A 26059-nucleotide genomic window follows, 5' to 3' on the forward strand; every position below is an offset into this window, starting at 1 on the left:
GGTTAAGGCCGAACCGCCGCCGGAGCTAAGGCTTGCGGCGCCGGCGAGGCATATCGGCCATTGTCGAGGCCCCGGTTTGGTGTGAAACTCTAAGCCTCTGAATGGAGGTCGAAAATGCCCAACAATTTCAAGACCGGAGACGTCGTCAAGCTGAAGTCCGGAGGCCCGAAGATGACCATAAGCGACGGCGCGGCCTCGGGCATATTCATGTGCCATTGGTTCAACCGCGAGGGTGACGTGTGGACCCCGCAACATGCCGGCTTCAAGCCCGACCAACTGGTCGCGGCCGACCAATCAGACTAGGTCCCTGCCGACGCGGTTTTGCTTGAACCGGCGCCAAACCTGGCACGGGTTCACGTCCAGCGCTGAGGCGCAGGGTTGGCACGTCAATGCGGCCATCGACGGAGCCCTTGCATCCAGGAAATGCGTCCGAAACAAGATTGCGCGACCGACGGATTTCCCCCGTCGCGGCGTTTAACGGTCGAAGCGTGACCTCGGCTCAAGCCGTGGCCACGCGCCAACCGGAGACGCCAACGCATGATACGTCGTTCGATACTTGCCGCTGCCATGAGCCTGCTGACCGTAGCGGCTCTCGCCCAGACAGCGACGCAGCCGCCTGCCGCGACGCCGCCGGTTGCCGCACCGGCCACGCCGAAGGCCAGGTCCGACATCACGCTGGCCAAATTCCAGAAGCGGCGCGAGAAAGCGATCATGGCTGCCGACACGGATGGCGACGGCAAGATCAGCTTGCTGGAATGGGAAGCCTTTCAGGCCAAGCGCAACATCAAGGGCGACCCCGTCAAATCCTTCGCGCGTCTCGATTCCAACCATGACGGCTTCATCGACCGCGCCGAACTCGATGCCTTCTTTGCCAAGCGCTTTGCCAGGCTCGACAAGAATTCCGACGGCGTCCTGACGGCCGACGAACTGCCGGGCCACAAAACCGCTCCCAAGCAGGAGCAATGACCAAGAGGCAATGACGTGCGATGAACATCGGGAGTGCGCCGGCTGATGAGCGCCGATCCGGACGAGGAGCTGGTTCGCCGCGTCGGCGCCGGCGATCCGGCAGCCGTGCAGACGCTCGTCGCGCGCAAACTGCCCCGCATCCTGGCGCTTGCCGTGCGCATGCTCGGCGATGCTGCGGAGGCCGAGGATGTCGCGCAGGAGACCTTCGTGCGGATCTGGCGCCATGCCTCGGGCTGGCGACGCGGCAATGCGCGCTTCGACAGCTGGATCCACCGGGTGACGCTGAACCTCTGTTACGACCGGCTGCGCCGCAAGCGCGAATGGGTGACCGACGACCTGCCGGAAATGGTCGACCCGGCCGCACTTCCCGATGCCCATCCGCAGGAAGACGCGCAGCGGGTCGAACGAGCGCTGCAAGGCATAGCGCCGCGCCAGCGCGAAGCGATCGTCCTGGTCTATTACCAGGAGATGTCCAACGTCGAGGCGGCAGCGACCCTGGAGATCAGCGTCGACGCCCTGGAGAGCCTGCTTTCGCGCGGCCGGCGGTCGCTGCAGACGATCCTGGCCAGGGATGGCGCCGATGAGTGAGAACCGGGCAAGCGGCACCGATGGGCAAGGGGAAGACCATGGCTGAAGGATCCAGGAACGAACCGGCAATGGATGCCAAGCGCTTTGCGGCCCTGGCAGCGGCCTATGGCGGTGACTTGCGGCGTTGGCCTGAGGCCGAACGGATAGCCGCCGCGATCTTTGCGCCGAGCGAGACTGGCCAGGCCATTTTGCAGCATGCCGGGAGACTTGACGCCCTGCTGGACGGCTACCGCGTCGGCGCGCCCGACAAGGCCCTGCACGGCAGCATCGTGCAGGCCGCCGGCCGGTACCTCGCCCAACGCCGGCGTCAGCGGTTCTGGTGGCTCGGACTGGGGCTTGCCGGCATTGGCCTGGCCGGCGCTGTCGCCGGATTGGCCCTGGTGAGCATCGTCACGCCCGAGGTCCAGTCGGACCACTATGTGCTGGACGCCAATGCGACGGCGTTCGGCGACGCCAGCCCGGACCGCGACGCGATCGAGGAAGACCTATGAACATGAGCCGAAACCTTGTCACCCTGTCGGTGGTGCTCAACGTCTTCCTGGCCGGGGCGCTTGTCGGCGGGGCCGTCTGGATAAGAAGCGGCAAGTCAGGCCAGGGCTACTCATTGGAGACGGCCGGCGGCCGGCTTCCCGAGCAGGATCGGACGGTGTTCCGCGAGGCGCTGCGCGACGTTCGCCGCGAATCGCGTCAGGTCATCCTCGACGGCCAGCAAGCCAGGCGCGAGGCGGCAGACCTGCTGCGACAGCCGGTTCTGGACGCGACGGCCCTGTCGGCGGCGCTGGAGCGGGCGCGCAATGCCGACGTCACCGTGCGCATGCGGCTTGAGCAGCGCATCGTCGAGTTCGCGGTGGCAAGTTCCGCCGAGGGCCGCCGCGTACTGGCGGAAGGGCTCACTAGACGCGCTGGGTCGCAACTGTCGGCGGTGCCAAAAAAATCGCCGTGACGACCGACGGAAAACGCCGACGACGCCGTTTAACAGGAGAAGGGCAGCACCTGCCGGACCATGTGCGTGCAGGTTTTCAACCTCGGACACTTCGGAGTATGGCCATGAATTATTTGACAAAATACGTGCTCACCGCGGCTCTCGCCGTGACCGGAACGGTTGCAACGGCTGCGGCATCCTCGGCGATGCCAATGGCGCCGCTTGCCGCGCCGGCGCTGGTCGAGCATGCCGCCTGGGGCTGCGGTCCGGGCTGGCATCCCAATCCCTGGGGACGCTGCGTGCCCAATCGTGTGGTGGTCTACCCTCGTTACATCTATCGGCATGGCCCGGCCTTCTACGCCTGGCATCGGCACCATGTCTGGCACCGCCGGCATCACTGGTAGGATGCGCGTCGGGGGTCGGCCACTCCGTGCCGGCCTCCTCCCCCTGTTGACTATGCACGAAACGGCTCGAACGAGCCTCATGCGCCAGGCGCTTGAGGCTCAGGCGATGGAGAGCTGACTTGACTGTCCCGGCCTCCAATTCCCTGCCGCCAGATCCGGTACTCGTCGCATTCAACCGCTTCGGGCTTGGTGCAAGGCCCGGCGACCGCGAGATGCTGGCCGGCGACCCGCGCGGCTATCTCAGGGCGGAACTGCGGCAAGCCGACATCGCCATGATCTCGCTCGACGATCCGGCCTATGCCGGCTTGCTGGGCAGCACGCCGGCCATCCAGGCCAGCATGGCGGCAAATTTCCAGCTCCAGCGCGAGCGCACGGCGGCAGCGCAGCCAGCGACGGCGAGCGCCCAAGCTGTGCCCGCACAGGCCCTGCCCGCCCAGATCACGCCAGCCCACCCCGCGCTTGCGCCTGCGCCCACCGACAGACCCGTCGTGCCGCAGGTCGAGGCGACGTTGTTCCGAGCGGAAGCACAGGCGCGCTTCGACAAGGCCGTTCGGGCGAAGGCCGGCTTCGTCGAACGGCTCGTCTGTTTCTGGTCGAACCATTTCTGTGTTTCGGTGGCGAAAGACATCCTCATTGAAGCCAGCGCCGGCGCCTTCGAGCGGGAGGCCATCCGCCCCTTCGTGCTCGGCCGCTTTGCCGACATGCTGCTGGCGGTGGAGCATCATCCGGCGATGCTGCTCAATCTCGACAACCAGCAGTCGGTCGGGCCGGACTCTCGGGCGGGCAGCAACCGCAAGCGCGGGCTCAATGAAAACCTCGCCCGTGAAATCTTGGAACTGCACACGCTCGGCGTCGGCAGCGGCTACAGCCAGGCCGATGTCACCAGTTTCGCACGCATCCTCACAGGCTGGACGATGGCCGGGCGCGACGGGCGGCTGGGCGAGCCCGGCAATTTTGTCTTCAACGCAAACGCACATGAGCCGGGGGATGCGGTGCTGCTCGGCAAGACCTATCCTGCCGGCGGCATGGGACAGGCGGAGGCCGCGCTCAACGATATCGCCCGCCACCCGGCAACGGCCTTGCATATCGCCACCAAGGTGGCCCGCCATTTCATCGCCGACACGCCGCCGCCGTCTGCAATCGCCCGCCTCGCCAAGGTCTTCGCCAAGACCGACGGCAATCTGCGGGCGCTGGCCGCCGCCCTCATCGCCATCCCGGAGGCGTGGTCGACGCCATTGGCGAAGATGCGTTCGCCCTTCGACTATGTCGTCGCCATCCGCAGGGCGACCGGCCCCGGTCCGGCCAAAGATCCCGGCCAGTCGCTCGGCTGGCTCAACGCGCTGGGCGAGCCGCTGTGGCAACCGCCAGGACCGAACGGCTTTCCCGACGGGGCCGACGGCTGGGCATCGGCGGAGGGCATGAAGATCCGCCTCGACATCGCCTGGCAGGCAGCGCGGCAGGCTCGGGATATCGGCAATCCCAACGACATGCTCGATGTGCTGATCGGCCCTGCCGCCTCACCGGAGACGAGGCAAGCGATCGCAAGGGCCGAATCCAAGCAGCAAGGGCTGGCGCTGTTGCTGATGGCTCCCGAATTCCAGCGCAGATAGTTCCAGCGAAGATCGCTGCCGTGGAGGCGAAATCATGAGCCTGCTGTGCGAAACACCGGATCCCTCCCGCCGCGCGATATTGATGACCGGCGGCGCATTGTTTGCCTGGGCCTACATGCCCCGCTTTGCCCGCGCCGCCGACAATCGCGATCCGCGCCTGATCGTCATCGTGCTGCGCGGCGCACTTGACGGGCTCTCGGCGGTCGGTCCGGTCGGCGATCCCGACTATGCCGGCCTGCATGGCGACATCGCCCTGTCGCTGGCAGGCCCGCATGCGGCGCTGCCGCTCGACGGCTTCTTCGCGCTCAATCCGGCGATGCCGGTGTTTGCGCGGCTGTATGGGAATAACCAGGCGGCGGTCGTGCATGCGGCCGCGACCGGCTATCGCGAGCGCTCGCATTTCGATGGCCAGGATGTGCTGGAAAGCGGCTTTGCAGGCCCCGGCCATGTCACGACCGGCTGGCTCAATCGAGCGCTGGAAAACCTGCCAGAAGGCGACCGCGTGGCAACGCTTGGCGGTCTGGCCGTCGGGCCGTCGACACCACTGGTGATCCGTGGGGCGGCGCCGGTGCTTGGCTGGGCGCCTCTATCGCTGCCGACGCCCGCCGACGGGCTCGCGTCGCGCGTTCTCGATCTCTACCAGCACCGCGACCCGGTTCTCGCGGTGGCGCTGCAAAAGGGGCTCGACGCCGACCGGATGGCCGTGGACGACAAGATGGGCAAGACAATGAAGCCGAAGGGCGGCCTCGACAGTGCGGCGGGGATGCGGCAAGCGGCACAAGGCGCCGCCAGGCTGATCGCGGCCGATGACGGACCGCGCGTTGCGGCCCTGGCCTTCGATGGCTGGGACACGCATGTCAATGAAGGCGGTGCGACCGGCCGGCTCGCCACCTTGCTCGGCGGCCTCGACGGCGTCTTCGAGGAATTCGAGAAGGGCTTGGGCGAGCGCTGGAAGGACACGGCGATCGTCACCATCACCGAATTTGGGCGCACGGCGCACGTCAACGGCACCGTCGGCACCGATCACGGCACCGGCACCGTTGTGCTGCTGGCCGGCGGCGCGATCAAGGGCGGCCGCGTCATCGCCGACTGGCCGGGGTTGAAGCCGGCTCAGCTTTACGAACAACGCGATCTCGCGCCGACCAGTGATGTCAGGGCAGTGCTGAAAGGGTTGCTTGCCGATCAGTTCGGCCTTTCCGCCGCGGTCCTCGGCGACAAGGTGTTTCCCGATTCCGCTGCAGTGAAGCCGATGCGAGGGCTCGTCGCCTGAAGTAGCCTTGCTTCAGAGCGACGCCACGGTCTTCAGCGCGCCGTCGAGCATGTCGCCCTTCTCGTCCTTCAGTGCCGCCTCGCGCAGGCGGCGGATCCAGTCGGCGGCATCCGGACGGCCCTTGACCAGATCGAGCGCCGACAGCACCCGGTCGAACTTCGACTGGGCGCGGACGTGGGTGTCGCTGTAGCCCTTGATCAGCCGGCGGCAGTTGAGGATTTCGACGGCCAGCGCGTAGTCCGCCGGCACGTAGCCGAGTGCCAATGCGTACCAGCGCTCGAGATGCTTGGTCTCCACCTGGTGACGCAGCAGGCGGCGGCGCCAGCGGCGCAGGCCACCGATGAACCACAGTGCGGCAAAGCCGGCGAAACTGTCGGTGCGGATGCGACGGCCATGGTTGATGCGGCGGTCGAGAAAGGCGGCGAGCTTCGGCCGGCTCTCGATGTAGCTGCCTAAGTTTGCCGGCAAATTACCGCAGAACTCCTCGATGCGCGGATGGAAATATTCGGTCACCTGGAGGATCGAACCGTCCTTGACGCCGACCTCGCGGCGCACCCGCCGGTCGCGCGTCGAGCGCGTCTTGAGATCAGCGACACGGATCATGTCGTCGTAGCACATGGCGTTGGCGAGATGCTTCGCAGCAGCGACCGACAAGTCATATCCGCGATCCGGCCCGTCCAGCGCGATGGCCTTGTCCAGCCGGTCGAGATATTCGCCCCCATAGGCGATGTCTTGATAGTCGACGACCTTTCTCAGCCCCCTGAACGCCATGTCGCGCACCGCCTCGGGCATCACATCGATGCGGACAGTCAGCGCCTGCCAGCCTTGCAGCAGGCTTTGCGGGCCACTCACCTGCCCTACGCCCAGCGCAGATCCGACAGCCGCCGGCTCTGCCATCTTTGGCGTCAGTGCCGCCGTGCCGCGCGCGCGATCAAACGCAGCACCGAAGGCGGCGAGGCTGGCCTTGACGCCGCGGCCACCGGCACCGATCGCCTGCTCGTAGCTTTCGCGCGTGAACGGCAGCGCGTCGGACCCGGCCAACGCGCCAAGCAGGCTGGCCGAGATCATCGAGCCGTTGTCGGCGGCGATCTTCTCCATGTCGAAAGCGATGAAGCGCTTCGATGCGGCTTCCGCCGTTGCATGCACTTTCGAGGAGGACGCCCRGCCGTCGCCCGGTTCGATCTTTTCCGACACGGCGGCGATGCGGTGCGACGAGACGATCAGCGTCGTCCGCTCTGGCGTGACGAAGCCGCGGATGATGGCGCGGCCGGCTTCCATCAGTTCCGCCGCGATCAATATGTCGACGTCGCCTTGCGAGGGCGACAGCGCGAAGACCGGCAAGCGGCCGGTGTCGCGGGCCATCTCGACATAGTAGATGGTGGCGCCGGTGCGCTGGGCGACGCCGGCGACCGAGGTCGATTGCGCGACGTAGCCATTGCGCTCGGCGACGTCGGTGATCCAGTCGGCCAGCACGCCGCCACCCTGGCCGCCGACCGCCAGCACGGCAAGCTTGATGACGCGCTCGTCGTCGTGAGCGCCGGCTCGGGGGGGAAATGGCGGGACAGCGTCAAGCATCGGCGAAGGTCAGGCGCCGGCTTTCGCGGCGGCGCTGCAACAGGCTGATGGTGGCGCGCCGCGCCGCTTCGAGGAAGCGGTCCCAGCGGCCCGGATTGTGCACGACATCGGCGCGGTAGAAGGAGGGGCACAGCACCGCCGCATCGGCGACCTCGCCGCAATTGCCGCAACCGACGCAGCTCTGGTCGATATGGGCCACCGGATCGTCGCGCAGCGGATCGTCGAGCGACTTCACCGACAGCGACGGGCAACCGGACAGCCGCATGCAGGCATGGTCACCGGTGCAGATGTCTTCGTCGATACCGAACTTCGGCTTCACCACGCGCTCGCCACCCTTGATCGCCTTGTCGACAAGGGGCTTTTCGCGGCGCTGCCGGTTGAGCATGCATTCGGACGAGGCGACGATGACCTTCGGCCCCTTCTCCTCCGTCGTCAGCGCCTCGCGCAGCGTGTCCTGCATTTTGGTCACGTCGTAGGTGCGGTCGATGTGGCGCAACCATTTGACACCCATGCCTTTCACCGCCTCGGTGATCGGATGCTTGGTCGACTTGGTCTTGTTGCCCGCGCGCGACGACAGAATATCCTGCCCTCCGGTCGCGGCCGAATAGAAATTGTCGACGATGACGATGACGCCATCGTTCTTGTTGAACACGGCATTGCCGATCGAGGAGGTCAGGCCGTTGTGCCAGAAGCCGCCGTCGCCGACGAAGGAGATCGAGCGGCGCTTGGCGTCGGGCGAATTGAAGGCCGAGGCCGAGGCCGGCCCCAGCCCATAGCCCATGGTGGTGGCGCCGAGCTCGAATGGCGGCATGATTGAGAACAGGTGGCAGCCGATGTCGGAAGCGATGTGGTGCTTGCCGAGTTCCTGCTCGACCAGCTTGGTGGCGGCAAAGATCGGTCGTTCCGGGCAGCCGATGCAGAAGCCCGGCGGACGACCCGGTACGACGTTGATCAGGTCGGCGGTATCGACGCCGTCGCCGACCTTGTTGGGCGCGCGCACCTCGCCCGGCAACAGATGCGGCGCCTCGGCACGCAGGAAGGCGCCGATGCCGTCAAGCATGACCTGGCCGGTGTATTCTCCGGCCATCGGCAGATGCTCCTTGCCGACCAGCCTGGTACCGCGCCCGGCCTTGTGCAACATCGCCGCAAAGGCCTGCTCGATGTAGTTGGGCTGGCCTTCCTCGACGACCAGCACGGACTGCTTGCCCTCGCAGAAGGACAGGAACTCGTCGTCGATCAGCGGATAGACGGCATTGAGCACGTAGAGCGGCACATCGGTATCGCCATAGGTGTCGGCGAGGCCGAGACGCTGCAGCGCGCGGATGACCGAATTGTACATGCCGCCCTGCATGACGATGCCGACCGAGCCGTGGTCCGAGCCGAACATCTCGTTGATCTTGTTCTTGCGGATGAAATCCGCCGCCGCCGGCCAGCGCTTCTGCACCTTCTCCTTCTCGTGCAGGAAGGAGGCGGGCGGCAGCACGATGCGGCCGGTGTCGCGGCGTGGCGCGTCGAGCGCATCGGCCACCGTCATCGGCGGTCGCTTGTTGTCCTTGGCGATGAAATGGCCGTGCACGTGGCAGCAGCGGATGCGGACCTGCAGCATGACCGGCGTGTTGGAAATCTCCGACAACTCGAAACCGTCCTCCACCGCCTTGACGATCGACGGCAAATTGGGGCGCGGGTCGAGCAGCCAGACCTGGCTCTTCATGGCGAAGGCATGGCTGCGCTCCTGCATGATCGAGGAGCCCTCGCCGTAGTCCTCGCCGACAATGATCAGCGCACCGCCGGTGACGCCGCCGGACGCCAGATTGGCGAGCGCATCGGAGGCGACATTGGTGCCGACGGTCGACTTGAAGGTCGCCGCCCCGCGGATCGGGTAATGCACCGATGCGGCCAGCATGGCGGTGGCGGTGGCTTCCGAAGCGCTAGCTTCGAAATGCACGCCGAGCTCGCCCAGAATGTCCTGCGCGTCGGCCAGCACGTCCATAAGATGGCTGATCGGCGCGCCCTGATAGCCGCCGACATAGCCGACGCCGCATTGCAGCAGCGCCTTGGTGATGGCGAGAATGCCTTCGCCGGCAAATTCCTCGCCGGCGCCGAGCCGCAGCTTTTCGACTTCCTTGGCAAAAGACCGTTCGGCCATTTCTTTCTCCCTTCCGTTACCGCCGGCGTCGGCGGCGCGTAGGTCTAGATGTCGTGCTTGCGAATGTTTTTGAGCATCTTCAAAAGTGTGGTGATGAGCGCTGAATATTCGGCGTCGTCGATATCGTCGAACATCGCCTCGAACGCGTCATGCATGGCCGGCCAGGCGCGGGTGAACTCGGCGCGGCCATCGTCGGTCAGGAAGACATGGCGGATGCGGCTGTCGGTGACCCCTTGCTCGCGCCGCACCAGGCCCTGGCCCTCCAGAGTGTCGAGCGTCCGGCTCAAGGTCGACTGCTCGATCACCGTATAGACCGAGAGGTCGTTGACGGTGATGCCGTCGGTGACCGACAGCACGGCCAGCGTGCGGACCTGCGGAATGGTCAGCCCCTGTTTGCGGAAATCGTCGCGCAAAGTGGCGTTGTAACGGCCCATGATGCGGTTCATCAAATAGGGCGCGAATTGCTGCAGGCCGATCTGCCCCAAGGTGGAAATGCGCTGGCGCTTTTCCGCGACCTTCTGTTCCATCATAGCCTCCCCGCCAGGAGAAAGCCGGAGCCGCCGCCGAGGCCGGCACCCGGATGGGTCGAGGCGCCGATATGGTGGAGGCCCTTGATGCCGGTCTGATGGTTGCGGCTGGTCTTGAACGGCCGCCACAGGAACGACTGGTCGATGGTCGACGAGCCGCCATAGGGATCGCCGCCAACCAGATTAATGTTCATTGTTTCGAGATCGGCTGGCGAATAGGCGCGGCGCGCGATGACGCTGTCCTTGAAGCCCTCGATATGGCTGGCGAGGATGGCCTCGACGCGGTCGGCATAGGCTTCGCGCAGCGTCTCGGTCCATTGGCCATCGGCCGGTGTACCCAGCTTGCCGGCGGCGTCGCCCTTGATGTGCCGCGGTGCCTCGGGCAGTTGCAGCCACAGGATCGCCTTCCCCGGTGGGCAGCGTGAGGGATCGAGCGCATGCGGCTGGCCGACGCAGATGGTCGGAACCTCCGGCAGCATGCCGCGCGCCGCCTCGTTGCAGGCTTTCGACACGCCATCCAGTCCCGGCGTCAGGTGCAGCAATGCGACCTTGTCCAGGCCTTCGCCGCGCCATGCCGGCGGCTTGTCCAGGGCGTAGTGGATCTGGAAATTGCCTTTGCCGTAGCGGTACTTCCGCGTCGCCTCGGCATCGTCCTTTGGGGCATCGGTGCCGAGCAGCCGGCCATAGAGTTGCGTCGGCGTGACCGAGCAGATGACGCTCTTCTTCGCATTGACCGTTTCGCCCGAGGCCAGCCGCACGCCGGTGGCGCGACCTCCAGTCAGGATGATGGAGGTAACGTCCGCTTCGGTGGAGATGACACCACCGCGCTCGGTGATGAGCGCCTCGAAGGCTGACAGCAGGTTCTTCGCGCCGCCCTTGACGATCGGCGCGCCGGCCGCCTCCAGCGCAAAGGCGATGACCTTGGCGATCTGGCCGGAGAAAGCATCTTCCGGTCCGAGCCCGGCATGCAGCACCCAGGGTGCCCACAGCGCGCGGATGGTTTCCGACTGGTAGGTGCTTTCGAGCCAGTTGCGCGCCGGCACCAGCGCTTCGCCGAGAAAGGCGGCAAGGCCACGCGGCCCGCGCCGCCAGCCGTCGCCAGCCAAAAGCTTCGCCGTTGGGTAGGACCACAGGCTGCCGCCGAGCAGGCCGAACAGCAGGCCGGCATTGCGTTCGATGCCACCGACATCGTCTGCATGCCGGTCGCCATCGCCCGCGGCGATGGCATTGAGCGCCGCGATGTTGGCGGCGCGGTCGGTGCTGAGCACGGCACGGCTGCCGTCCGGTCGCAGCACGCCGGTCGGCGTGCCGGTGTGGCAGAACTCCAGCCCGTGCCGGGCGAGGTCGGCGCCCAGCGCCGCAAAGGCCGGTGAGGTGATGAACAGCACGAAGGTCGTCGCCATCACATCATGGATGAAGCCGGGCGCGGTGATCTCCTCGGTGCGCATGCAGCCGCCAATGCGGTCGTTGCGCTCGAGGACGAGCACCTTCGCGCCCTTGCCGCCAAGCATCGCCGCGCAGACCAGCGCGTTGATGCCGCTGCCTACGATGATGTGATCCGGCTGGCTCACGTCAAAACGCTTTCGCTTAGCCCTTCGGAACAAGCGCCAGCGCGCGGATCGGGCTGCCGGTGCCATGTTCGATCTTGAGCGGCGCCGCGATCAGGATCGCACCCTTCGGCGGCAACTGGTCGAGGTTGCAGAGGCTGGCAAGCCCATAACGGTTGGCCTTGTGTATCAGCGTATGCGCCGGGAATGGTGGCTCCATGCCACCGGCCTTGCCGGCGTCGGTGCCGATCGTCTCGCTGCCCCAGCCCTTGATGTCCTTGCTGATCAGGAACTGGATGGTTTCCGCCGTCGGACCCGGCGTATGCGGGCCGGTCTCGTTGGCGTTGAGGAACTCGGCTTCGGAGCCATTGCGCTTGTACCAGTCGGTGCGCATCACCACCCATTCGCCGGCATTGATCGCGCCATGCTTGGCTTCCCATGCCTTGACGTGGTCGACAGTGAGCAGGAAATCGTGGTCGGCGGCGGCTTCCTTCGAGCAGTCGATGACATTGACCGGGCCGACGAAGTTCTGTGCCGGAATGGTGTCGGTGGCGCCGTCTGGATAATCCTTGCCGGTGATCCAATGCTGCGGCGCATCGAAATGCGTGCCCGAATGTTCGCCGAGCTTCAGCCAGTTCCACGCCCACCACGGGCCGTTCTTGTCATAGCGGGAGATGTTATGGATTTCGACCTTCGGTGTGTCGACGGCGAGTTCCGGCGGCAGCTTGATCAACGGCGTATCGGGCCCGAGCGGCGCCGACAGGTCGACCACCTTGATGGCGCCTGAAAGAAGCTGGCCGGCGACTTCGCCGAGGAGTTTTTGGGTGTCCATGGTCTCTGTTCCCTCTTTCGTGATGATGATCAAGGCTCGTCTCGGCCCTTAATATCCTACTAGACGAAAACATATGCATCTGCAATTATCTTTAAGCATAAAGGAAATGGGAACGGGGCGTGAGCGAGTTCGACGCCATCTTTGTCGGAGCCGGCCACAACAGTCTGGCATGCGCCGCGCATTTGGCGGTCAAAGGCTGGAAAACCGGGATTTTCGAGCGCAGTGCAACAATCGGCGGCGCCGTCCAGACCCGCGAATTCACCTTTCCCGGCTTCCGCCACGATTTCGGCGCGATGAATTTGAGCTTGTTTGCCGGCTCGGCCTTCCATCGAAAATATGCAAATGAATTGAACCGCCAAGGACTGGAGTTCGCGCCGGTCGCCGACTGTTTCGCCAGCGCCTTCCCTGACGGACGCTGGTTCGGCGTCAGTAACGACCTGGAAAAGACCGCGTCGCGCATGGCCGCCTTTTCAGCCGCGGATGCTGCAACATGGCGCAGGCTGGTCGCCGCCTTCCCGGCGGAGGCCGAGCATCTGTTCCGGCTGCTGGGATCGCCGATGAGCGCCCGCGCGCTTGCCGGCACGGCATGGAACCTGTGGCGCAAGAAGGGCATGTCCGGTGCGCTCGATACCGGCCGGCTGTTGCTGTCTTCACCTCGCGCGTGGCTGGAGGAAAATTTCGAGTCGCCTTATGTGCGGGCGACGCTCGCCACCTGGGGCATGCATCTCGACTTCGCGCCCGACATCGCCGGCGGTGCGGTGTTCCCCTATCTGGAATCGATGGCCAACCAGAGTTTCGGCATGGTGCTGGGCAAGGGCGGGGCAGATACCATCATCCGGGCATTGTCCGGCATGGTCACGTCTACCGGCGGCACAATCGTCACCGGTGCCGAGGTGGCGGAGATCACGGTTTCCGCGGGCAAGGCGACCGGCGTGCGGCTCGCGTCCGGCGAGACGCATACCGCGACCAAGGCAGTCATCGCCGGCGTGGCGCCAAGCGCGCTGACCGGCAAGCTGCTGCCCAACGGTTCGGGTGACGCCGGCTTCGACACGGCGATGAAAGAGTTTCGCCACGCACCCGGCACAATGATGATCCATCTGGCGCTCGACGACCTGCCGGACTGGCGCGCCGGCGCCGAGTTGCGGCAGTTTGCCTATGTGCATCTGTCTCCCTCGCTCGACGCCATGTCGCGCACCTATCAGCAGGCGATGGCAGGCATGCTGCCGGACGAACCTGTGCTGGTCGTCGGCCAGCCGACGGCGATCGACCCGACACGAGCGCCCGCGGGCAAACACGTGCTGTGGGTGCAGGTGCGCATGCTGCCCGCCGAAATCCTGGGAGATGCGGCCGGCAAGATCGCACCCGCGCATTGGGACAAGGTCAAGGACAACTACGCCGAGCGCGTTCTCGACATCATCGAGAGCTACGCGCCCGGCCTGCGCAACAAGATCCTTGGCCGGGCGGTGTTTTCACCCATCGACCTGGAGCGCGAGAACCCGAACCTCGTCGGCGGCGACCAGGTCTGCGGCAGCCACCATCTGGCGCAGAATTTCCTGTTCCGTCCGGCGCGCGGTTTTGCGGGCTGGAACACGCCAGTGGCGCATCTGCATCTCACGGGGGCCGCGACATGGCCAGGCGCAGGTACCGGTGCCGCCTCAGGCTACATGCTCGCGCAACAACTTGGCGGGAGGTAGGAGCCTAGGATTTTCTGGGTGAAGAAGGGCAAGGCGCTGCTGCCCAAGGAGCCTGAAACGATGAACTGAGATCGCCGCGCAAAGACAATAAACCAACAAGGGGAACGACCATGACAATCAACAGACGCGAATTGCTCGGATACAGTGCCGCGGCACTCGGGGCGGCCGCTATCGGCCTGCCGCAGATCGCTAAGGCCGCTGCCGGCGACCTGACCATCGCCTATAACGTCAACCTGCCGTCCTGGGATCCGACGACCGGACCTTCGGCCGTCAACCCGACGATCCAGGGCCTCTACCAGTCGGTGTTCGACCAGTACATCCCGCAAAAGCCGGACCTTTCCTTTGCGCCGGGCCTGCTCACCGAATGGGGCTGGAACGACGACCGCACGAAGATCATGATGACGGTGCGCGAAGGCGTGACCTGGCATGACGGCTCGCCGTTCACGGCCGAGGACGTGGTCTGGTCGCTGCAGCGGGCGGGTGACGAAAAGACCGGCAACCCGATCCAGTTCGTCTGGAAGAACGTCAACAATTTCAAGATCGACGGCAACAAGATCACCGGCGATGTCGTGCAGTTCGACCCGGTGTATTTCAAATGGATGTCGTTCCTGACCGGCTACATCATGCCCAAGGCCTATTACGAGAAAGTGGGTGCGGAAGGTTTCGAGAAGGCGCCGATCGGCACCGGCCCCTACATGGTGGAAAAATTCGAGCGCAACGCCTTCCTGCGGCTGAAAGCCAATCCGAACTACTGGGGCGGCAAGCCGGCCTTCGAGAATGTGACGATCAAGTTCGTTGCCGATGCGGCAAGCCGGGTCGCCGAAGTCGAGTCCGGCTCCTCGCAGGTGACGCTCGAAATCCCTTATGAGGAATACGACCGGCTGATCGCCAAGGACGGGCTTGCCGGCTCGTGCAAGAACGTCTCCGACATCGGCATGATCTTCTTCAACGACATCGAAGCGATGCTGGACAAGAACGTCCGCCAGGCAGCTGTGATGTCGATCGACAAGAAGCTGCTGGTCGACCGCCTGCTGCGCGGCTACGGCCAGCCGATCGACACGCTGGAGACGCCGGAATACACGGCTTACGATGCGTCGATCAAGGTCGAGCACAATCCGGAAAAGGCCAAGGAACTGCTCGCTGCTTCCGGCTATTCGCCGGAAAAGCCGGTCAAGTTCACGATACAGACAACCAAGGGCTTCAAGCCCAAGGACTATGAGATGATCCAGGCGATCGTCGGCATGTGGCGCAAGGTCGGCATCGAGGCGACGATCGAGGTCTACGAGATCGCCAAGCACTACGAGCTGCGCGCCGCCGACAAGCTGGCGCCGGCCGCCTTCTACAATTGGGGCAATGCCATCGGCGATCCGACCACCTCGACCGGTTTTGCCATGTATGGCCCGAGCCCGCATTCGGTGTGGGACAGCCAGGACCTGATCGACATGATCAACCCGCTATGGGGCGAGAAGGACGAGGCCAAGCGTATTGCTGGCTGGAAGGCGGTCGACAAATACATCGCCGAGCAGGCCTATGTGCTGCCGCTGATGCAGTATGCGCAGCCGATCGTGCATGCCAAGGGCGTCAATGTCGTGCAGCACGTGTCCGGCGCGTTGCTGCCTGCCCTGATGACCCCAGCCTGATATCGGCCTGGGATTGCCGCGCGCCGTCCATCGAGACGGCGCGCATTTCCTATCCGGCATACGAGCCAGCGGGCTCCTGCAAAGATCTACATGCTTCTGCAAAGATTCCTGATCCGTGGTCTGACGATGCTGGTGACGCTGTTCGGCGTTGCCGTCGTCGTCTTTGTCGTGATCCGCGTTGCTCCGGGCGATCCGATCGCGATGATGCTGTCGCCCGGCGCCACGGACGCCGACATCGCCCGGCTGCGCGCACTCTACGGGCTCGACAAGACCATCGTGCAGCAGTTCTTCATCTGGCTGTCCGGCGTTGTCAGGGGCGATTTCGGCACCTCGATCTCGCTGCGGCAGGATGTTCTCAGTCTTGTCTTCAATCGGCTGCCGGCGACGCTGGAACTCGCCATCATTGCCCTTCTGATGGCGGTGACGATCGGAGGCACGACCGCGATCCTCGGTGCGCGCGAACGCGGCACGGCGGTCGAGGCCGGCATCGATATCGCCAGCGGTGCAGCGCTTTCCATTCCCGACTTCCTGTGGGGCTTGGTGCTGATCTTACTGTTCGGCGTGCTGGTGCCGATCTTCGACATTTCCGGCCGGGTGTCACCGCAGCTCGACCTGCCCTTCGTCACACAGTTTTATCTGGCCGAGAGCATCCTGAGACTCCGCTTCGATCTCACCTGGGACCTCCTCAAACACATGCTGATGCCGGCGGTTGCGCTGGCACTGCCGCTGGCGGCGATCATTTCGCAGCTGTTGAAACAGTCGCTGAAGGAAGTGCTCGACCTCGACTATGTCGTGCTGGCGCGGGTGAAAGGGTTTTCGGAAACGCAGGTCATCCTGCGCGAAGCGCTGAAGAACGCCGCGCTGCCGACACTGACGCTTGTCGGCGTGCAGTTCACCTTCCTGATCGGCGGCACGGTCATCGTCGAACGGCTGTTTTCCTATGAAGGCCTCGGCAACATGGCTATCGATGCTGTCATCAACCGCGACCTGCCGCTGATCCAAGGCATCGTGCTGGTGTTCGCGCTGCTGTTCGTATTGATCAACCTCACCGTCGACATGATGTATGCATTGCTCAATCCGAGGCTGCGCCATGGATGAGGGCCGCACTCCGAGGCGCGGCGTGTCACCCCGCTTGTGGCTGGCCGGCGGCTGGCTGCTGCTGGCGCTGCTGGCCGCGATCTTCGCGCCGCTGGTCGCGCCGCAGGATCCGCTGGCGCAGGATTTGATGCTGGAACGGCTGCCGCCGTTCTGGATGAGCGGCGCAGAGCCCGGCTATTGGCTCGGTACCGACAGCCTCGGCCGCGATCTGTTGTCCCGGCTGATCTTCGGCGGCCGTATCGCCTTCATCGTCGCCTTCGCCGCCGCCATCGCCACGTGCCTGGTCGGCTCGACGCTCGGGCTGATATCGGGCTATTTCGGCGGCTGGGCCGACCGCATCATCTCGCGCATCGTCGACGTCTGGATGGCCTTCCCGCCGGTGCTGTTCGCCATCCTGCTGGTCGCCGTGCTCGGCACCGGGCTCAGCTCCGTCATCATCGCCATCGCCGTCATCGACTGGACGCGTTTCTGCCGGGTGATCCGGGCCGAGACGATGGGCCAGTCGCGCATGGACTATGTCGAGAATGCCCGCATCGCCGGCTATGGCCGCATCGGCATCATGCTGCGCGAAGTGCTGCCAAATGTAGTGCCGTCGATCGTGGCGCTGCTCTCGCTGGAAATGGGTATCGCCGCCATCGTCGAGGCGATCCTCTCCTTCGTCAATCTGTCGATCTCGACCGACGATCCGACCTGGGGCGGTATCATCGCCGAGGGCCGGATTTCCATCCATCAGGCCTGGTGGGTGCTGGTGTTTCCGCTGATCACGCTGATCCTGACGGTGCTGTCGTTCAGCCAGTTCGGCGAGGCGTTGAAGACGCGTTTCGACCCGGTGTTGCGATGAGCGCTTGCCTCGACATCAGGGACTTGAGCGCCGTGCTGGCGAACGGCCAGCGCGTGCTGCGCTCGGTGTCGCTCTCCGTGCAACCGGGAGAGGTCCGCGCGCTGGTTGGCGAGAGCGGCGCCGGCAAGACGATGATCGGCAAGGCGGTGCTTGGCGTCTTGCCGTCGAGCGTGCGCATTGTCGAGGGCGACATGCTGCTTGAAGGCGAAGATCTCGGCAGGTTGGAGCCAAAGGCAAGGCGCACGCTGATCGGTGCACGCACGGCGCTGATCCCGCAGGACCCGCTGACCGCGCTCAACCCGTCACGCCGCATCGGTTCTCAGATGACCGACCGGCTGGTGCGCATCCTGGGCTGGAGCGGCGAGAGGGCCGATACCCGAATTCGCCAATTGCTCGACGAGGTGCAGATCCGCGACCCCGATCGCGTGCTGAAGAGCTACCCGCACGAGCTTTCCGGCGGGATGCGCCAGCGCGTGCTGATCGCCGCCGCCTTCGCTGCCGAACCACGGCTGATCGTCGCCGACGAGCCGACCACTGCACTCGACGTCACCGTGCAGAAGCAGATCCTGCGGCTGATCGCGCAGTTGCAGCGCGACCACGGCACGGCGATCCTGTTCGTCACCCATGATCTCGGCGTCGTCGCCAAGATCAGCCAGAAAGTGTCGGTGCTCTATGCCGGCAAGGTGGTCGAAGAGGCCGACACTGCTGCCCTCTTCGCCAGCCCGCAACACTCCTACACGCGGGCGCTGATGGCCGCGACACCGCGCTACACCGATCCGTTCGCCTCGCTGAAGCCGGTGGACGAGGCGGTCCTGGCCGGGCTTGCCGCCGAGATCACCGCCGCCGACCAGGCCTGGAGGCGGCCCCATGGCTGAGCCGCTGTTCAAGGTGCGCGGGCTGAAGGTCGCGCTGCCCGACATGACACGCAAGCCGCTGATCGGCCGTGCGCCGCTGGCCGAGATCTTGAAAGGCCTGGACTTCGACCTGCCCAGGGGCTCGGTGACCGGCATTGTCGGCGAATCCGGATCGGGCAAGTCGACCCTCGGCCGCGCCCTGGTGCGCCTGCTGGAACCCAGCGCCGGCAGCATCAACTTCGACGGCCGCGACATCACCCATCTACCGGAAGCGGAGCTCAGGCCATTGCGCCGCAACCTGCAGATGATCTTCCAGGATCCGATGTCGTCGCTCAACCCGCGCCGCACCATCGCCAGCATCATCGCCGCACCACTGAAGCAGAATGGGCTTGGCGACAATCTGAAGGCGCGCGTCGCCGAAGCCTTGCTGCGCGTCGGCCTGCCGCAAAGCTTCGCCAGCCGCTACCGCCACGAACTGTCGGGCGGCCAGCGCCAGCGCGTCGGCATTGCGCGCGCGCTGGCGCTGTCGCCGAAATTCGTGCTCGCCGACGAGATCGTCTCCGGCCTCGACGTCTCGACCCAGGCGCAGATCCTCACCCTTCTGGAAAAGCTTGCGGCCGAGATGGGCCTGACCGTCGCCTTCATCAGCCACGATCTGTCTGTCATTCGGCGGCTGTGCCGGCAAGTGATCGTCATGCGCGAAGGTGTCATCGTGGAAGCCAGCGCCACCGATGCCCTGTTCGAAAACCCCCGGCAAAGCTACACGCGCGACCTGATAGCAGCCATTCCGCTGCCCGAAATCGATGCCGGCTGGCTGGATATTTCTTCCGCCGCCAAGGCGACATGAACGCATACGCACGCCGAAAAGCGGGCCTCGGATGTGCGACGGGCAAATGACCAGGCCCCGCCAGGAGGAGGACTGACATGAAGACGATACTTCGAAACGCCGCGCTCGCCGCCGCTATCCTTGGCAGCGCCGGCATTGCCACCGCCAGCTCGATCCCCGGCATGCGCGGCCATGATCACACCGGCATCACCGTTCCCGACATGAAGCAGGCGGTCGACTTCTTCACCGAAGTCGTCGGCTGCAAGAAGGCGATGTCGTTCGGTCCGTTCGCCGACGACAAGGGCACCTTCATGCAGGATGTGCTGGGCGTCGACAAGAAGGCGGTGATCGAGCAGATCACCATGGTTCGCTGCGGCAGCGGATCGAACATCGAACTGTTCAAATACACCGCGCCCGACCAGAAGGATCTGACACCGAAGAACAGCGACATAGGCGGCTTCCACATCGCCTTCTATGTCGATGACGTCGCCGCCGCCAAAGCCTATCTCGACGCCAAGGGCGTCAAGACGCGCATGGGGCCGATACCGGTTTCCGAAGGGCCGGCCGCCGGCCAGACCATTCTCTATTTCCAGGCGCCGTGGGGTCTGCAACTGGAAGCGATCAGCTACCCCTCGGGGATGGCTTACGAGAAAGGCGCCGAGACCGTGCTGTGGAGCCCGAAGAACCCGGAAAAATGATTGGAAGGCGCGCTTGCGCCACGTCACGCAAGCGCGCCTCCGTGATATCCAGATAATCATTTCGATATGAAACTTTAAGCTTGAAATAATTTGTCGCCGGCGCGATACTGGGGCCAGCAAGCGAAGAGGAGATCGCACAGATGAAGGTTGCGGTTCTCGGCGGCGGACCAGCCGGCCTCTACTTTGCCATCTCGATGAAGCTCAGGGACGCCACGCACGAGGTGACGGTGTTCGAGCGCAACCGCGCCGACGACACATTCGGGTGGGGCGTCGTGCTGTCGGCCGAGACGCTCAACAATTTGTCGAAGAACGATCCGGTCAGCGCCGTCTGGATCAAGAAGCATTTTGCCTACTGGGACGATATCGCCGTCATCCATGACGGTGTGCGCACGGTTTCGACCGGCCATGGATTCTGCGGCATCGGCCGCAAGCGGCTGCTGGTCCTGCTGCAGCGGCGCGCGCGCGAACTCGGCGTCAAGCTGATGTTCGAGACCGACATCGCCGATCCGCGGCCCTATATGGAGACGCACGATCTTGTCGTCRCCGCCGACGGCCTGAATTCCAAAGCGCGCAACACCTTCGTCGACGTCTTCAAGCCCGACATCGACACCCGCAAGTGCAAGTTCGTCTGGCTCGGCACCAACCAGAAATTCGACGACGCTTTCACCTTCATCTTCGAGAAAACCGAGCATGGCTGGGTGTGGGCGCACGCCTACCAGTTCGACAGCGACACCGCGACCTTCATCGTCGAGTGCAGCGAACAGACTTGGGCTGCTTTCGGCTTCGGCACGATGTCGCAGCAGGAATCGATCGCCGTCTGCGAGCGCATTTTTGCCAAGCATCTTGGCGGCCATGCACTGATGACCAATGCCAACCATATCCGTGGTTCGGCCTGGATCAATTTCCCGCGCGTGCTGTGCGAACGCTGGTCCTACAAGAACCTGGCGCTGATGGGCGATGCTGCCGCATCGGCGCATTTCTCGATCGGCTCCGGCACCAAGCTGGCGCTGGAAAGTGCCGTGGCGCTGGCAGAGTATGTCGAGTCCGAGCCGGACCTCGACGCCGCGTTCCGAAGATATGAGGATGCCCGCCGCACCGAAGTGCTGAAGCTGCAATCGGCGGCGCGCAATTCGCTCGAATGGTTCGAGGAGGTCGAGCGCTATCTCGGCCTCGATCCGGTGCAGTTCAACTATTCGCTCTTGACCCGCTCGCAACGCATCAGCCATGAGAATTTGCGGTTGCGCGATGCCGCATGGCTGGGCGGCGCGGAGGAATGGTTCCAGCGCCAGGCGGGCGCCGGCGGCAACAGCCTGCGCCGCGCGCCGATGTTCGCACCGTTCAAGCTGCGCGACATGACACTGCAGAACCGCATCGTCGTCTCGCCAATGGCACAGTACAAGGCTGTCGACGGCTGTCCGACCGACTGGCATTTCACCCACTATGCCGAGCGCGCCAAGGGTGGCGCTGGCCTCATCTATATCGAGATGACCTGCGTCAGTCCCGAGGGCCGCATCACACCAGGCTGTCCCGGCTTCTATGCGCCCGAACATGAGGTGGCATGGAGGAGGCTGGTCGATTTCGTCCACGCCGAGACGGAGGCGAAGATCTGCGCCCAGATCGGTCATTCCGGCGCCAAGGGCTCGACCCGGCTCGGCTGGGAAGGCACAGATGTCCCGCTGCCCTCAGGCAACTGGCCTGTGATGGCCGCATCGGCTGTTGCGTGGTCACCGCAGAACCAGGTGCCGAAGCCCATGGACCGCGCCGACATGGACAAAGTGCGCGACGAATTCGTGGCCTCGGCGGAGATGGCCGATCGTTGCGGCTTCGACATGCTCGAGATCCATGCCGCGCACGGTTATCTGCTGTCGTCCTTCATCACGCCGGTCACCAACCGGCGCACGGACGCCTATGGCGGCTCGCTCGAAAACCGCATGCGCTATCCCCTGGAGATCTTCCGCGCGGTGCGCGCCGCCTGGCCGGCTGAGAAGCCGATCTCGATGCGCATTTCGGCCAATGACTGGGTCGGCATCGAGGGCGTCACCCCGGCCGACGCGGTCGAAATCGCACGGCTGCTGCATGAGGCCAGTGTCGACATCTGCGACGTCTCGGCCGGCCAGACCTCGGCATTGGCAAAGCCGGTCTACGGCCGCATGTTCCAGACACCGTTTTCCGACCGCATCCGCAATGAGGTCGGCATGGCGACGATGGCGGTCGGCAACATTTACGAACCGGACCATGTCAATTCGATCCTGATGGCCGGCCGCGCCGATCTGGTGGCGCTGGCACGGCCGCATCTGGCCGATCCCTACTGGACGCTGCACGCGGCGGTTACGCTCGGCGACCGCGGTGTCAAATGGCCGGATCCCTATCTGCCCGGGCGCGACCAGCTCTACCGGCTGGCCGAGCGCGACGCTGCGGCGGGGCTGAAAGTATGAGCGCCGCTGCAACGATTGCCGGCAAGCACGCGCTGGTCACCGGCGGCGGCTCCGGCGTCGGCCGGGCCATCGCGCTGGCGCTGGCGGGCGCAGGCATCGACGTGACAATTTGCGGCCGCCGCGACGCGGAGCTCGCCAAGGTCGCCAAGGAGAGCGACCGCATCTTCGGCATTGCCGCCGACGTCACCAATGAGGCGACAATGGCGTCGCTTTACGAGACGGCGCAAGCCGCGCGCGGGCCGATAGACATCGTCGTCGCCAATGCCGGCATGGCCGGCAGCACGCTGGCGCACAAGACCACCCTTGCCGACTGGCAGCGGACGCTGGATGTGAACCTGACCGGTGCCTTCCTGACGGTGAAGCCGGCGCTGGCCGGCATGGCGGTGCGAAAGACCGGCCGGATCGTGTTCGTTGCTTCGACGGCAGGCCTGAAGGGCTACGCCTACGTCGCGCCCTATGTCGCCGCCAAGCATGGCGTCGTCGGTCTGATGCGGGCGCTGGCGGCCGAGACCGCCAAATCGGGCGTCACTGTCAACGCGGTGTGTCCGGGTTTCGTCGAGACCGAGATGCTGGAGGAGTCCATCCAGCGTATCATCGAAAAGACCGGCCGTTCAGCCGAGCAGGCACGGTCGAGCCTTGCCTCGACCAACCCGCAAGGCCGCTTCATCCAGCCGCAAGAAGTTGCCGCCGCCGTGCTGTGGCTGTGTGGCGATGCCGCGGCGTCGATCACCGGACAGGCGATTTCCATCTCAGGAGGCGAAACATGGTAGCCGGCCCCCTGCCCGCGCCGACCGGACCCGGCAAGGACCGGCTGCGTCTGTGGATACGGCTGCTGCGCGCCTCGCGCACGATCGAGGCCGAGCTGCGCGAGCGCCTGAAGAAGGACTTCAACACAACGCTGCCGCGCTTCGACGTGATGGCCGCACTCTATCGCGCGCCCGAAGGCATGCTGATGAGCGACCTGTCGCGCTTCCTTTTGGTATCGAACGGCAATGTCACTGGCATCGTCGACCGGCTCGTATCGGAGGGACTTGTCGCCCGCGCGCGGCGCAATGGCGACCGCCGCACGTCGATGGTGCGGCTGACCGAGGAAGGCTCGAAGGCTTTCGGCATCATCGCCGCGGCGCATGAAGGCTGGATCGGTGAATTGCTGGGCAAGGTCAGCGAGGACGACGCGCGCCGGCTGACCGGCATGCTGACCTCGTTCCGCAGCAACTGGGAGGGACGCGAATGACCGGGATGGCTGGCCTCGAGCCGAAGCATTTCCTCTGGCAGGTCGAGGGCAGGATCGCGAAGGTCCGGCTCGACCGGCCAGAGCGCAAGAACCCGCTGACCTTCGACAGCTATGCCGAGTTGCGCGACACGTTCCGCGACCTCGTCTATGCCGACGACGTCGACGCCGTGGTGTTCCTGTCCAATGGCGGCAATTTCTGTTCCGGCGGCGATGTCCACGACATCATCGGGCCGCTGGTCAAGATGGACATGAAGCAGCTCTTGGCCTTCACCCGCTTGACCGGCGATTTCGTCAAGGCGATGCTGAATTGCGGCAAACCGATCATTGCGGCAGTCGACGGCGTCGCGGTCGGCGCCGGCGCTATCATTGCCATGAGTTCCGATATCCGCATCGCCACGCCGGAGGCCAAGACGGCGTTCCTGTTCAGCCGCGTCGGCCTCGCCGGCTGCGACATGGGTGCCTGCGCGATCCTGCCGCGTATCATCGGCCAGGGCCGCGCCGCCGAATTGCTCTACACCGGCCGCACCATGACGGCGGCGGAAGGCGAGCGCTGGGGTTTCTACAACCGGCTGGTCGATGCCGGTTCGCTTGAGGCCGATGCGCTCGACATGGCGGCGCGCATCGTCTCCGGCCCGACCTTCGCCCACGGGATCACCAAGACGCAGCTCAACCAGGAATGGTCAATGGGTCTCGACCAGGCGATCGAGGCCGAAGCGCAGGCACAAGCAATCTGCATGCAGACGCGCGATTTCGAGCGCGCCTACAAAGCGTTTGTGGCCAAGGAAAAGCCGGTGTTCGAGGGCAATTGATGGCTGACAAGAGTTTCCTTTCCTGGCCGTTCTTCGAAGACCGCCATCGCCAACTGGCCGAGCGGCTGGAGGCGTGGTGTTCGAAAAACCTGCCGGTCGATCACCATGACGTCGATGCCGCCTGCCGCGAGCTGGTGGGCAAGCTCGGCAGGGACGGCTGGCTGAAGCCGACGGCTGTGGACACGGACAATCCGGGACCACTCGACGTGCGCACGCTGTGCATCACGCGCGAGACGCTCGCCCGCCATGACGGGTTGGCCGATTTCGCCTTCGCCATGCAAGGGTTGGGCACCGGCGCGCTCAGCCTGTTCGGCACGCCCGAGCAGCAGCAATGGCTGGCAAAGACACGTGCCGGCAAGGCGATTTCCGCCTTCGCCCTGTCGGAACCGCGCTCCGGCTCGGACGTCGCCAACACCGAAATGACGGCGACCCGCGACGGCGACAGCTATGTTCTGTTCGGTGAAAAGACCTGGATCTCCAATGGCGGCATCGCTGATCTCTATGTCGTCTTTGCCCGCACCGGCGAAGCGCCGGGCGCCAAGGGGCTTTCGGCCTTTCTGGTGCCGGGCGACGCCAAAGGCCTTGGCATCGCTGAACGCCTCGAGGTGATCGCGCCGCATCCGCTGGCGCGGCTGTCGTTCGACCAGGTCCGCCTGCCTGCCTCGGCGCTGATTGGCAGACCGGGCGATGGCTTTCGCATCGCCATGTCGGTGCTCGACGTTTTCCGTTCGACAGTCGGTGCGGCAGCGCTCGGCTTTGCCCGCCGCGCGTTGGATGAAAGCATCAAAAGGGTGGCCGAGCGCAAACTGTTCGGCGCACCGATGGCCGAATTGCAGATGGTGCAGGGTCATGTCGCCGACATGGCGCTCGACGTCGACGTGGCGGCGCTGCTGGTCTACCGCGCCGCCTGGACCAAGGACATGGGTGCCGCGCGCGTCACCCGCGAGGCGGCTATGGCCAAGCTGTTCGCCACCGACAAGGCGCAAGAGGTCATCGACAAGGCCGTACAGCTGCATGGCGGCGACGGCGTTCGCAAAGGCCATATCGTCGAAAGCCTATATCGCGAGATCCGCGCGCTGCGCATCTACGAGGGTGCCTCGGACGTGCAGAAGGTGGTGATCGCGCGGCAGGTGATGGGCGCGGCCTGATGGCAGGAAATTTGACGGGCAATCGATTTTGAGACTTGGTTTTTGGACTACCGGGAGGTTTTGAATGCACGAGATCCTGCAGCCGGAAGGCTGGGCAAAACCTGTCGGCTACGCCAATGGCGTTGCGGCGCGCGGCAAGCTGGTCTTCGTCGGCGGACAGGTCGGCTGGAACGGGCAGTGTCAGTTCGAGACTGACGATTTCGTCGGCCAGGTGCGGCAGACGCTTGAGAACATCGTGGCGGTGCTGGCGGAAGCCGGGGCCGGGCCGCAGCATATCACCTCGATGACCTGGTATTTCACCGACAAGGCCGAATACCGCGCCAATCTCCGGGGCATCGGCGAGGCCTATCGCGAGGTGATCGGCCGGCATTTTCCGGCGATGGCCGCCATGCAGG

Annotated in this window: 26 protein-coding genes; 21 read left to right on the forward strand and 5 right to left on the reverse strand. The window is 64.9% G+C overall.

Features of this window, described 5'->3' with window-relative positions; translation table 11 throughout:
- The first annotated feature begins 114 nt into the window (after positions 1-114).
- The 8 genes from ACXJ7R_RS03405 to ACXJ7R_RS03440 all read left to right on the forward strand — a co-directional run bounded on the left by ACXJ7R_RS03405 (position 115) and on the right by ACXJ7R_RS03440 (position 5760).
- Complete coding sequence (locus ACXJ7R_RS03405; protein ID WP_457150589.1) at positions 115-303, forward strand: YodC family protein; 189 nt, start codon at positions 115-117, stop codon at positions 301-303.
- Positions 304-537: 234 nt separating this feature from the next.
- Positions 538-966 carry an EF-hand domain-containing protein gene (locus tag ACXJ7R_RS03410; RefSeq protein WP_095082540.1) on the forward strand — a complete coding sequence of 143 codons (429 nt, stop codon included), beginning with the start codon at positions 538-540 and terminating at the stop codon, positions 964-966.
- Between the two features lie 45 nt (positions 967-1011).
- Positions 1012-1554, forward strand: a complete 543-nt coding sequence (locus tag ACXJ7R_RS03415; protein ID WP_457150590.1) for an RNA polymerase sigma factor — start codon at positions 1012-1014, stop codon at positions 1552-1554.
- 38 nt (positions 1555-1592) lie between these two features.
- On the forward strand, positions 1593-2045 hold the full coding sequence (locus ACXJ7R_RS03420; protein ID WP_457150591.1) for a hypothetical protein: 453 nt from the start codon (positions 1593-1595) through the stop codon (positions 2043-2045).
- A 2-nt stretch (positions 2046-2047) separates the two neighbouring features.
- A complete protein-coding gene (locus ACXJ7R_RS03425) occupies positions 2048-2497 on the forward strand; it encodes a periplasmic heavy metal sensor (protein WP_457150592.1) in 450 nt (149 codons plus the stop codon).
- A gap of 104 nt (positions 2498-2601) precedes the next feature.
- Positions 2602-2880 carry a GCG_CRPN prefix-to-repeats domain-containing protein gene (locus ACXJ7R_RS03430; protein WP_095084283.1) on the forward strand — a complete coding sequence of 93 codons (279 nt, stop codon included), beginning with the start codon at positions 2602-2604 and terminating at the stop codon, positions 2878-2880.
- Between the two features lie 119 nt (positions 2881-2999).
- A complete protein-coding gene (locus tag ACXJ7R_RS03435) occupies positions 3000-4490 on the forward strand; it encodes a DUF1800 domain-containing protein (RefSeq protein WP_457150593.1) in 1491 nt (496 codons plus the stop codon).
- Between the two features lie 34 nt (positions 4491-4524).
- The gene (locus ACXJ7R_RS03440; protein WP_457150594.1) at positions 4525-5760 is read left to right on the forward strand and encodes a DUF1501 domain-containing protein; all 1236 of its coding nucleotides are present in this window, start codon (positions 4525-4527) and stop codon (positions 5758-5760) included.
- Between the two features lie 12 nt (positions 5761-5772).
- On the opposite strand, the gene ACXJ7R_RS03445 is transcribed toward ACXJ7R_RS03440, so the two are convergent.
- Genes ACXJ7R_RS03445 through ACXJ7R_RS03465 form a run of 5 tightly spaced genes read right to left on the reverse strand, consistent with a single transcriptional unit; the run spans position 5773 to position 12387 of the window.
- On the reverse strand, positions 5773-7335 hold the full coding sequence (locus ACXJ7R_RS03445; RefSeq protein ID WP_457150595.1) for an indolepyruvate oxidoreductase subunit beta family protein: 1563 nt from the start codon (positions 7333-7335) through the stop codon (positions 5773-5775).
- Entirely contained in the window at positions 7328-9481 is a 2154-nt protein-coding gene (locus ACXJ7R_RS03450) for a thiamine pyrophosphate-dependent enzyme (RefSeq protein WP_457150596.1), read from the reverse strand. Before ACXJ7R_RS03450 ends, ACXJ7R_RS03445 begins: the two co-directional genes overlap by 8 nt.
- Before the next feature lie 44 nt (positions 9482-9525).
- A complete protein-coding gene (locus ACXJ7R_RS03455; RefSeq protein WP_457150597.1) occupies positions 9526-10008 on the reverse strand; it encodes a MarR family winged helix-turn-helix transcriptional regulator in 483 nt (160 codons plus the stop codon).
- Entirely contained in the window at positions 10008-11579 is a 1572-nt protein-coding gene (locus tag ACXJ7R_RS03460; protein WP_457150598.1) for a phytoene desaturase family protein, read from the reverse strand. Before ACXJ7R_RS03460 ends, ACXJ7R_RS03455 begins: the two co-directional genes overlap by 1 nt.
- A 16-nt stretch (positions 11580-11595) precedes the next feature.
- Positions 11596-12387 (reverse strand): cyclase family protein, encoded by a 792-nt coding sequence (locus tag ACXJ7R_RS03465; RefSeq protein ID WP_457150599.1) that lies wholly within the window; start codon positions 12385-12387, stop codon positions 11596-11598.
- Between the two features lie 119 nt (positions 12388-12506).
- Here ACXJ7R_RS03465 and ACXJ7R_RS03470 point away from each other — a divergent pair, with 119 nt between their 5' ends.
- The 13 genes from ACXJ7R_RS03470 to ACXJ7R_RS03530 form a co-directional block, all read left to right on the forward strand.
- Entirely contained in the window at positions 12507-14081 is a 1575-nt protein-coding gene (locus ACXJ7R_RS03470) for a phytoene desaturase family protein (protein WP_457150600.1), read from the forward strand.
- 110 nt (positions 14082-14191) lie between these two features.
- A complete protein-coding gene (locus tag ACXJ7R_RS03475; RefSeq protein ID WP_457150601.1) occupies positions 14192-15721 on the forward strand; it encodes an ABC transporter substrate-binding protein in 1530 nt (509 codons plus the stop codon).
- Between the two features lie 90 nt (positions 15722-15811).
- Entirely contained in the window at positions 15812-16819 is a 1008-nt protein-coding gene (locus ACXJ7R_RS03480; protein ID WP_457150602.1) for an ABC transporter permease, read from the forward strand.
- Positions 16812-17660, forward strand: coding sequence for an ABC transporter permease (locus ACXJ7R_RS03485; RefSeq protein WP_457150603.1), 849 nt, complete (start codon positions 16812-16814; stop codon positions 17658-17660). The genes ACXJ7R_RS03480 and ACXJ7R_RS03485 overlap by 8 nt, the downstream gene beginning before the upstream one ends.
- Positions 17657-18535 carry an ABC transporter ATP-binding protein gene (locus ACXJ7R_RS03490; protein WP_457150604.1) on the forward strand — a complete coding sequence of 293 codons (879 nt, stop codon included), beginning with the start codon at positions 17657-17659 and terminating at the stop codon, positions 18533-18535. The genes ACXJ7R_RS03485 and ACXJ7R_RS03490 overlap by 4 nt, the downstream gene beginning before the upstream one ends.
- Positions 18528-19361 (forward strand): ATP-binding cassette domain-containing protein, encoded by an 834-nt coding sequence (locus ACXJ7R_RS03495; protein ID WP_457150605.1) that lies wholly within the window; start codon positions 18528-18530, stop codon positions 19359-19361. The genes ACXJ7R_RS03490 and ACXJ7R_RS03495 overlap by 8 nt, the downstream gene beginning before the upstream one ends.
- 77 nt (positions 19362-19438) lie before the next feature.
- Positions 19439-20038 carry a VOC family protein gene (locus tag ACXJ7R_RS03500; RefSeq protein WP_457150606.1) on the forward strand — a complete coding sequence of 200 codons (600 nt, stop codon included), beginning with the start codon at positions 19439-19441 and terminating at the stop codon, positions 20036-20038.
- 140 nt (positions 20039-20178) lie between these two features.
- A complete protein-coding gene (locus ACXJ7R_RS03505; protein ID WP_457150607.1) occupies positions 20179-22473 on the forward strand; it encodes a bifunctional salicylyl-CoA 5-hydroxylase/oxidoreductase in 2295 nt (764 codons plus the stop codon).
- On the forward strand, positions 22470-23243 hold the full coding sequence (locus ACXJ7R_RS03510) for an SDR family NAD(P)-dependent oxidoreductase (protein ID WP_457150608.1): 774 nt from the start codon (positions 22470-22472) through the stop codon (positions 23241-23243). The genes ACXJ7R_RS03505 and ACXJ7R_RS03510 overlap by 4 nt, the downstream gene beginning before the upstream one ends.
- Entirely contained in the window at positions 23237-23707 is a 471-nt protein-coding gene (locus tag ACXJ7R_RS03515) for a MarR family winged helix-turn-helix transcriptional regulator (RefSeq protein WP_095082573.1), read from the forward strand. Before ACXJ7R_RS03510 ends, ACXJ7R_RS03515 begins: the two co-directional genes overlap by 7 nt.
- The gene (locus ACXJ7R_RS03520; protein ID WP_457150609.1) at positions 23704-24516 is read left to right on the forward strand and encodes an enoyl-CoA hydratase family protein; all 813 of its coding nucleotides are present in this window, start codon (positions 23704-23706) and stop codon (positions 24514-24516) included. The genes ACXJ7R_RS03515 and ACXJ7R_RS03520 overlap by 4 nt, the downstream gene beginning before the upstream one ends.
- Positions 24516-25664 carry an acyl-CoA dehydrogenase family protein gene (locus tag ACXJ7R_RS03525; protein WP_457150610.1) on the forward strand — a complete coding sequence of 383 codons (1149 nt, stop codon included), beginning with the start codon at positions 24516-24518 and terminating at the stop codon, positions 25662-25664. The genes ACXJ7R_RS03520 and ACXJ7R_RS03525 overlap by 1 nt, the downstream gene beginning before the upstream one ends.
- 64 nt (positions 25665-25728) lie before the next feature.
- A partial coding sequence (locus ACXJ7R_RS03530) for a RidA family protein (RefSeq protein ID WP_457150611.1) occupies positions 25729-26059 on the forward strand: 331 nt, incomplete at its 3' end.

The sequence above is a fragment of the Mesorhizobium sp. P5_C1 genome (assembly GCF_054049815.1).

What these genes read in the sequence shown, in the direction of transcription:
- ACXJ7R_RS03485 (WP_457150603.1), top strand. Translation starts at nt 16,812, where the DNA reads ATGGATGAGGGCCGCACTCCGAGGCGCGGCGTGTCACCCCGCTTGTGG.
- ACXJ7R_RS03475 (WP_457150601.1), top strand. Translation starts at nt 14,192, where the DNA reads ATGACAATCAACAGACGCGAATTGCTCGGATACAGTGCCGCGGCACTC.
- ACXJ7R_RS03515 (WP_095082573.1), top strand. Translation starts at nt 23,237, where the DNA reads ATGGTAGCCGGCCCCCTGCCCGCGCCGACCGGACCCGGCAAGGACCGG.
- ACXJ7R_RS03510 (WP_457150608.1), top strand. Translation starts at nt 22,470, where the DNA reads ATGAGCGCCGCTGCAACGATTGCCGGCAAGCACGCGCTGGTCACCGGC.
- ACXJ7R_RS03430 (WP_095084283.1), top strand. Translation starts at nt 2,602, where the DNA reads ATGAATTATTTGACAAAATACGTGCTCACCGCGGCTCTCGCCGTGACC.
- ACXJ7R_RS03525 (WP_457150610.1), top strand. Translation starts at nt 24,516, where the DNA reads ATGGCTGACAAGAGTTTCCTTTCCTGGCCGTTCTTCGAAGACCGCCAT.
- ACXJ7R_RS03490 (WP_457150604.1), top strand. Translation starts at nt 17,657, where the DNA reads ATGAGCGCTTGCCTCGACATCAGGGACTTGAGCGCCGTGCTGGCGAAC.
- ACXJ7R_RS03500 (WP_457150606.1), top strand. Translation starts at nt 19,439, where the DNA reads ATGAAGACGATACTTCGAAACGCCGCGCTCGCCGCCGCTATCCTTGGC.
- ACXJ7R_RS03455 (WP_457150597.1), bottom strand. Translation starts at nt 10,008, where the DNA reads ATGGAACAGAAGGTCGCGGAAAAGCGCCAGCGCATTTCCACCTTGGGG.
- ACXJ7R_RS03440 (WP_457150594.1), top strand. Translation starts at nt 4,525, where the DNA reads ATGAGCCTGCTGTGCGAAACACCGGATCCCTCCCGCCGCGCGATATTG.
- ACXJ7R_RS03410 (WP_095082540.1), top strand. Translation starts at nt 538, where the DNA reads ATGATACGTCGTTCGATACTTGCCGCTGCCATGAGCCTGCTGACCGTA.
- ACXJ7R_RS03495 (WP_457150605.1), top strand. Translation starts at nt 18,528, where the DNA reads ATGGCTGAGCCGCTGTTCAAGGTGCGCGGGCTGAAGGTCGCGCTGCCC.
- ACXJ7R_RS03520 (WP_457150609.1), top strand. Translation starts at nt 23,704, where the DNA reads ATGACCGGGATGGCTGGCCTCGAGCCGAAGCATTTCCTCTGGCAGGTC.
- ACXJ7R_RS03465 (WP_457150599.1), bottom strand. Translation starts at nt 12,387, where the DNA reads ATGGACACCCAAAAACTCCTCGGCGAAGTCGCCGGCCAGCTTCTTTCA.
- ACXJ7R_RS03480 (WP_457150602.1), top strand. Translation starts at nt 15,812, where the DNA reads ATGCTTCTGCAAAGATTCCTGATCCGTGGTCTGACGATGCTGGTGACG.
- ACXJ7R_RS03425 (WP_457150592.1), top strand. Translation starts at nt 2,048, where the DNA reads ATGAGCCGAAACCTTGTCACCCTGTCGGTGGTGCTCAACGTCTTCCTG.
- ACXJ7R_RS03420 (WP_457150591.1), top strand. Translation starts at nt 1,593, where the DNA reads ATGGCTGAAGGATCCAGGAACGAACCGGCAATGGATGCCAAGCGCTTT.
- ACXJ7R_RS03450 (WP_457150596.1), bottom strand. Translation starts at nt 9,481, where the DNA reads ATGGCCGAACGGTCTTTTGCCAAGGAAGTCGAAAAGCTGCGGCTCGGC.
- ACXJ7R_RS03405 (WP_457150589.1), top strand. Translation starts at nt 115, where the DNA reads ATGCCCAACAATTTCAAGACCGGAGACGTCGTCAAGCTGAAGTCCGGA.
- ACXJ7R_RS03415 (WP_457150590.1), top strand. Translation starts at nt 1,012, where the DNA reads ATGAGCGCCGATCCGGACGAGGAGCTGGTTCGCCGCGTCGGCGCCGGC.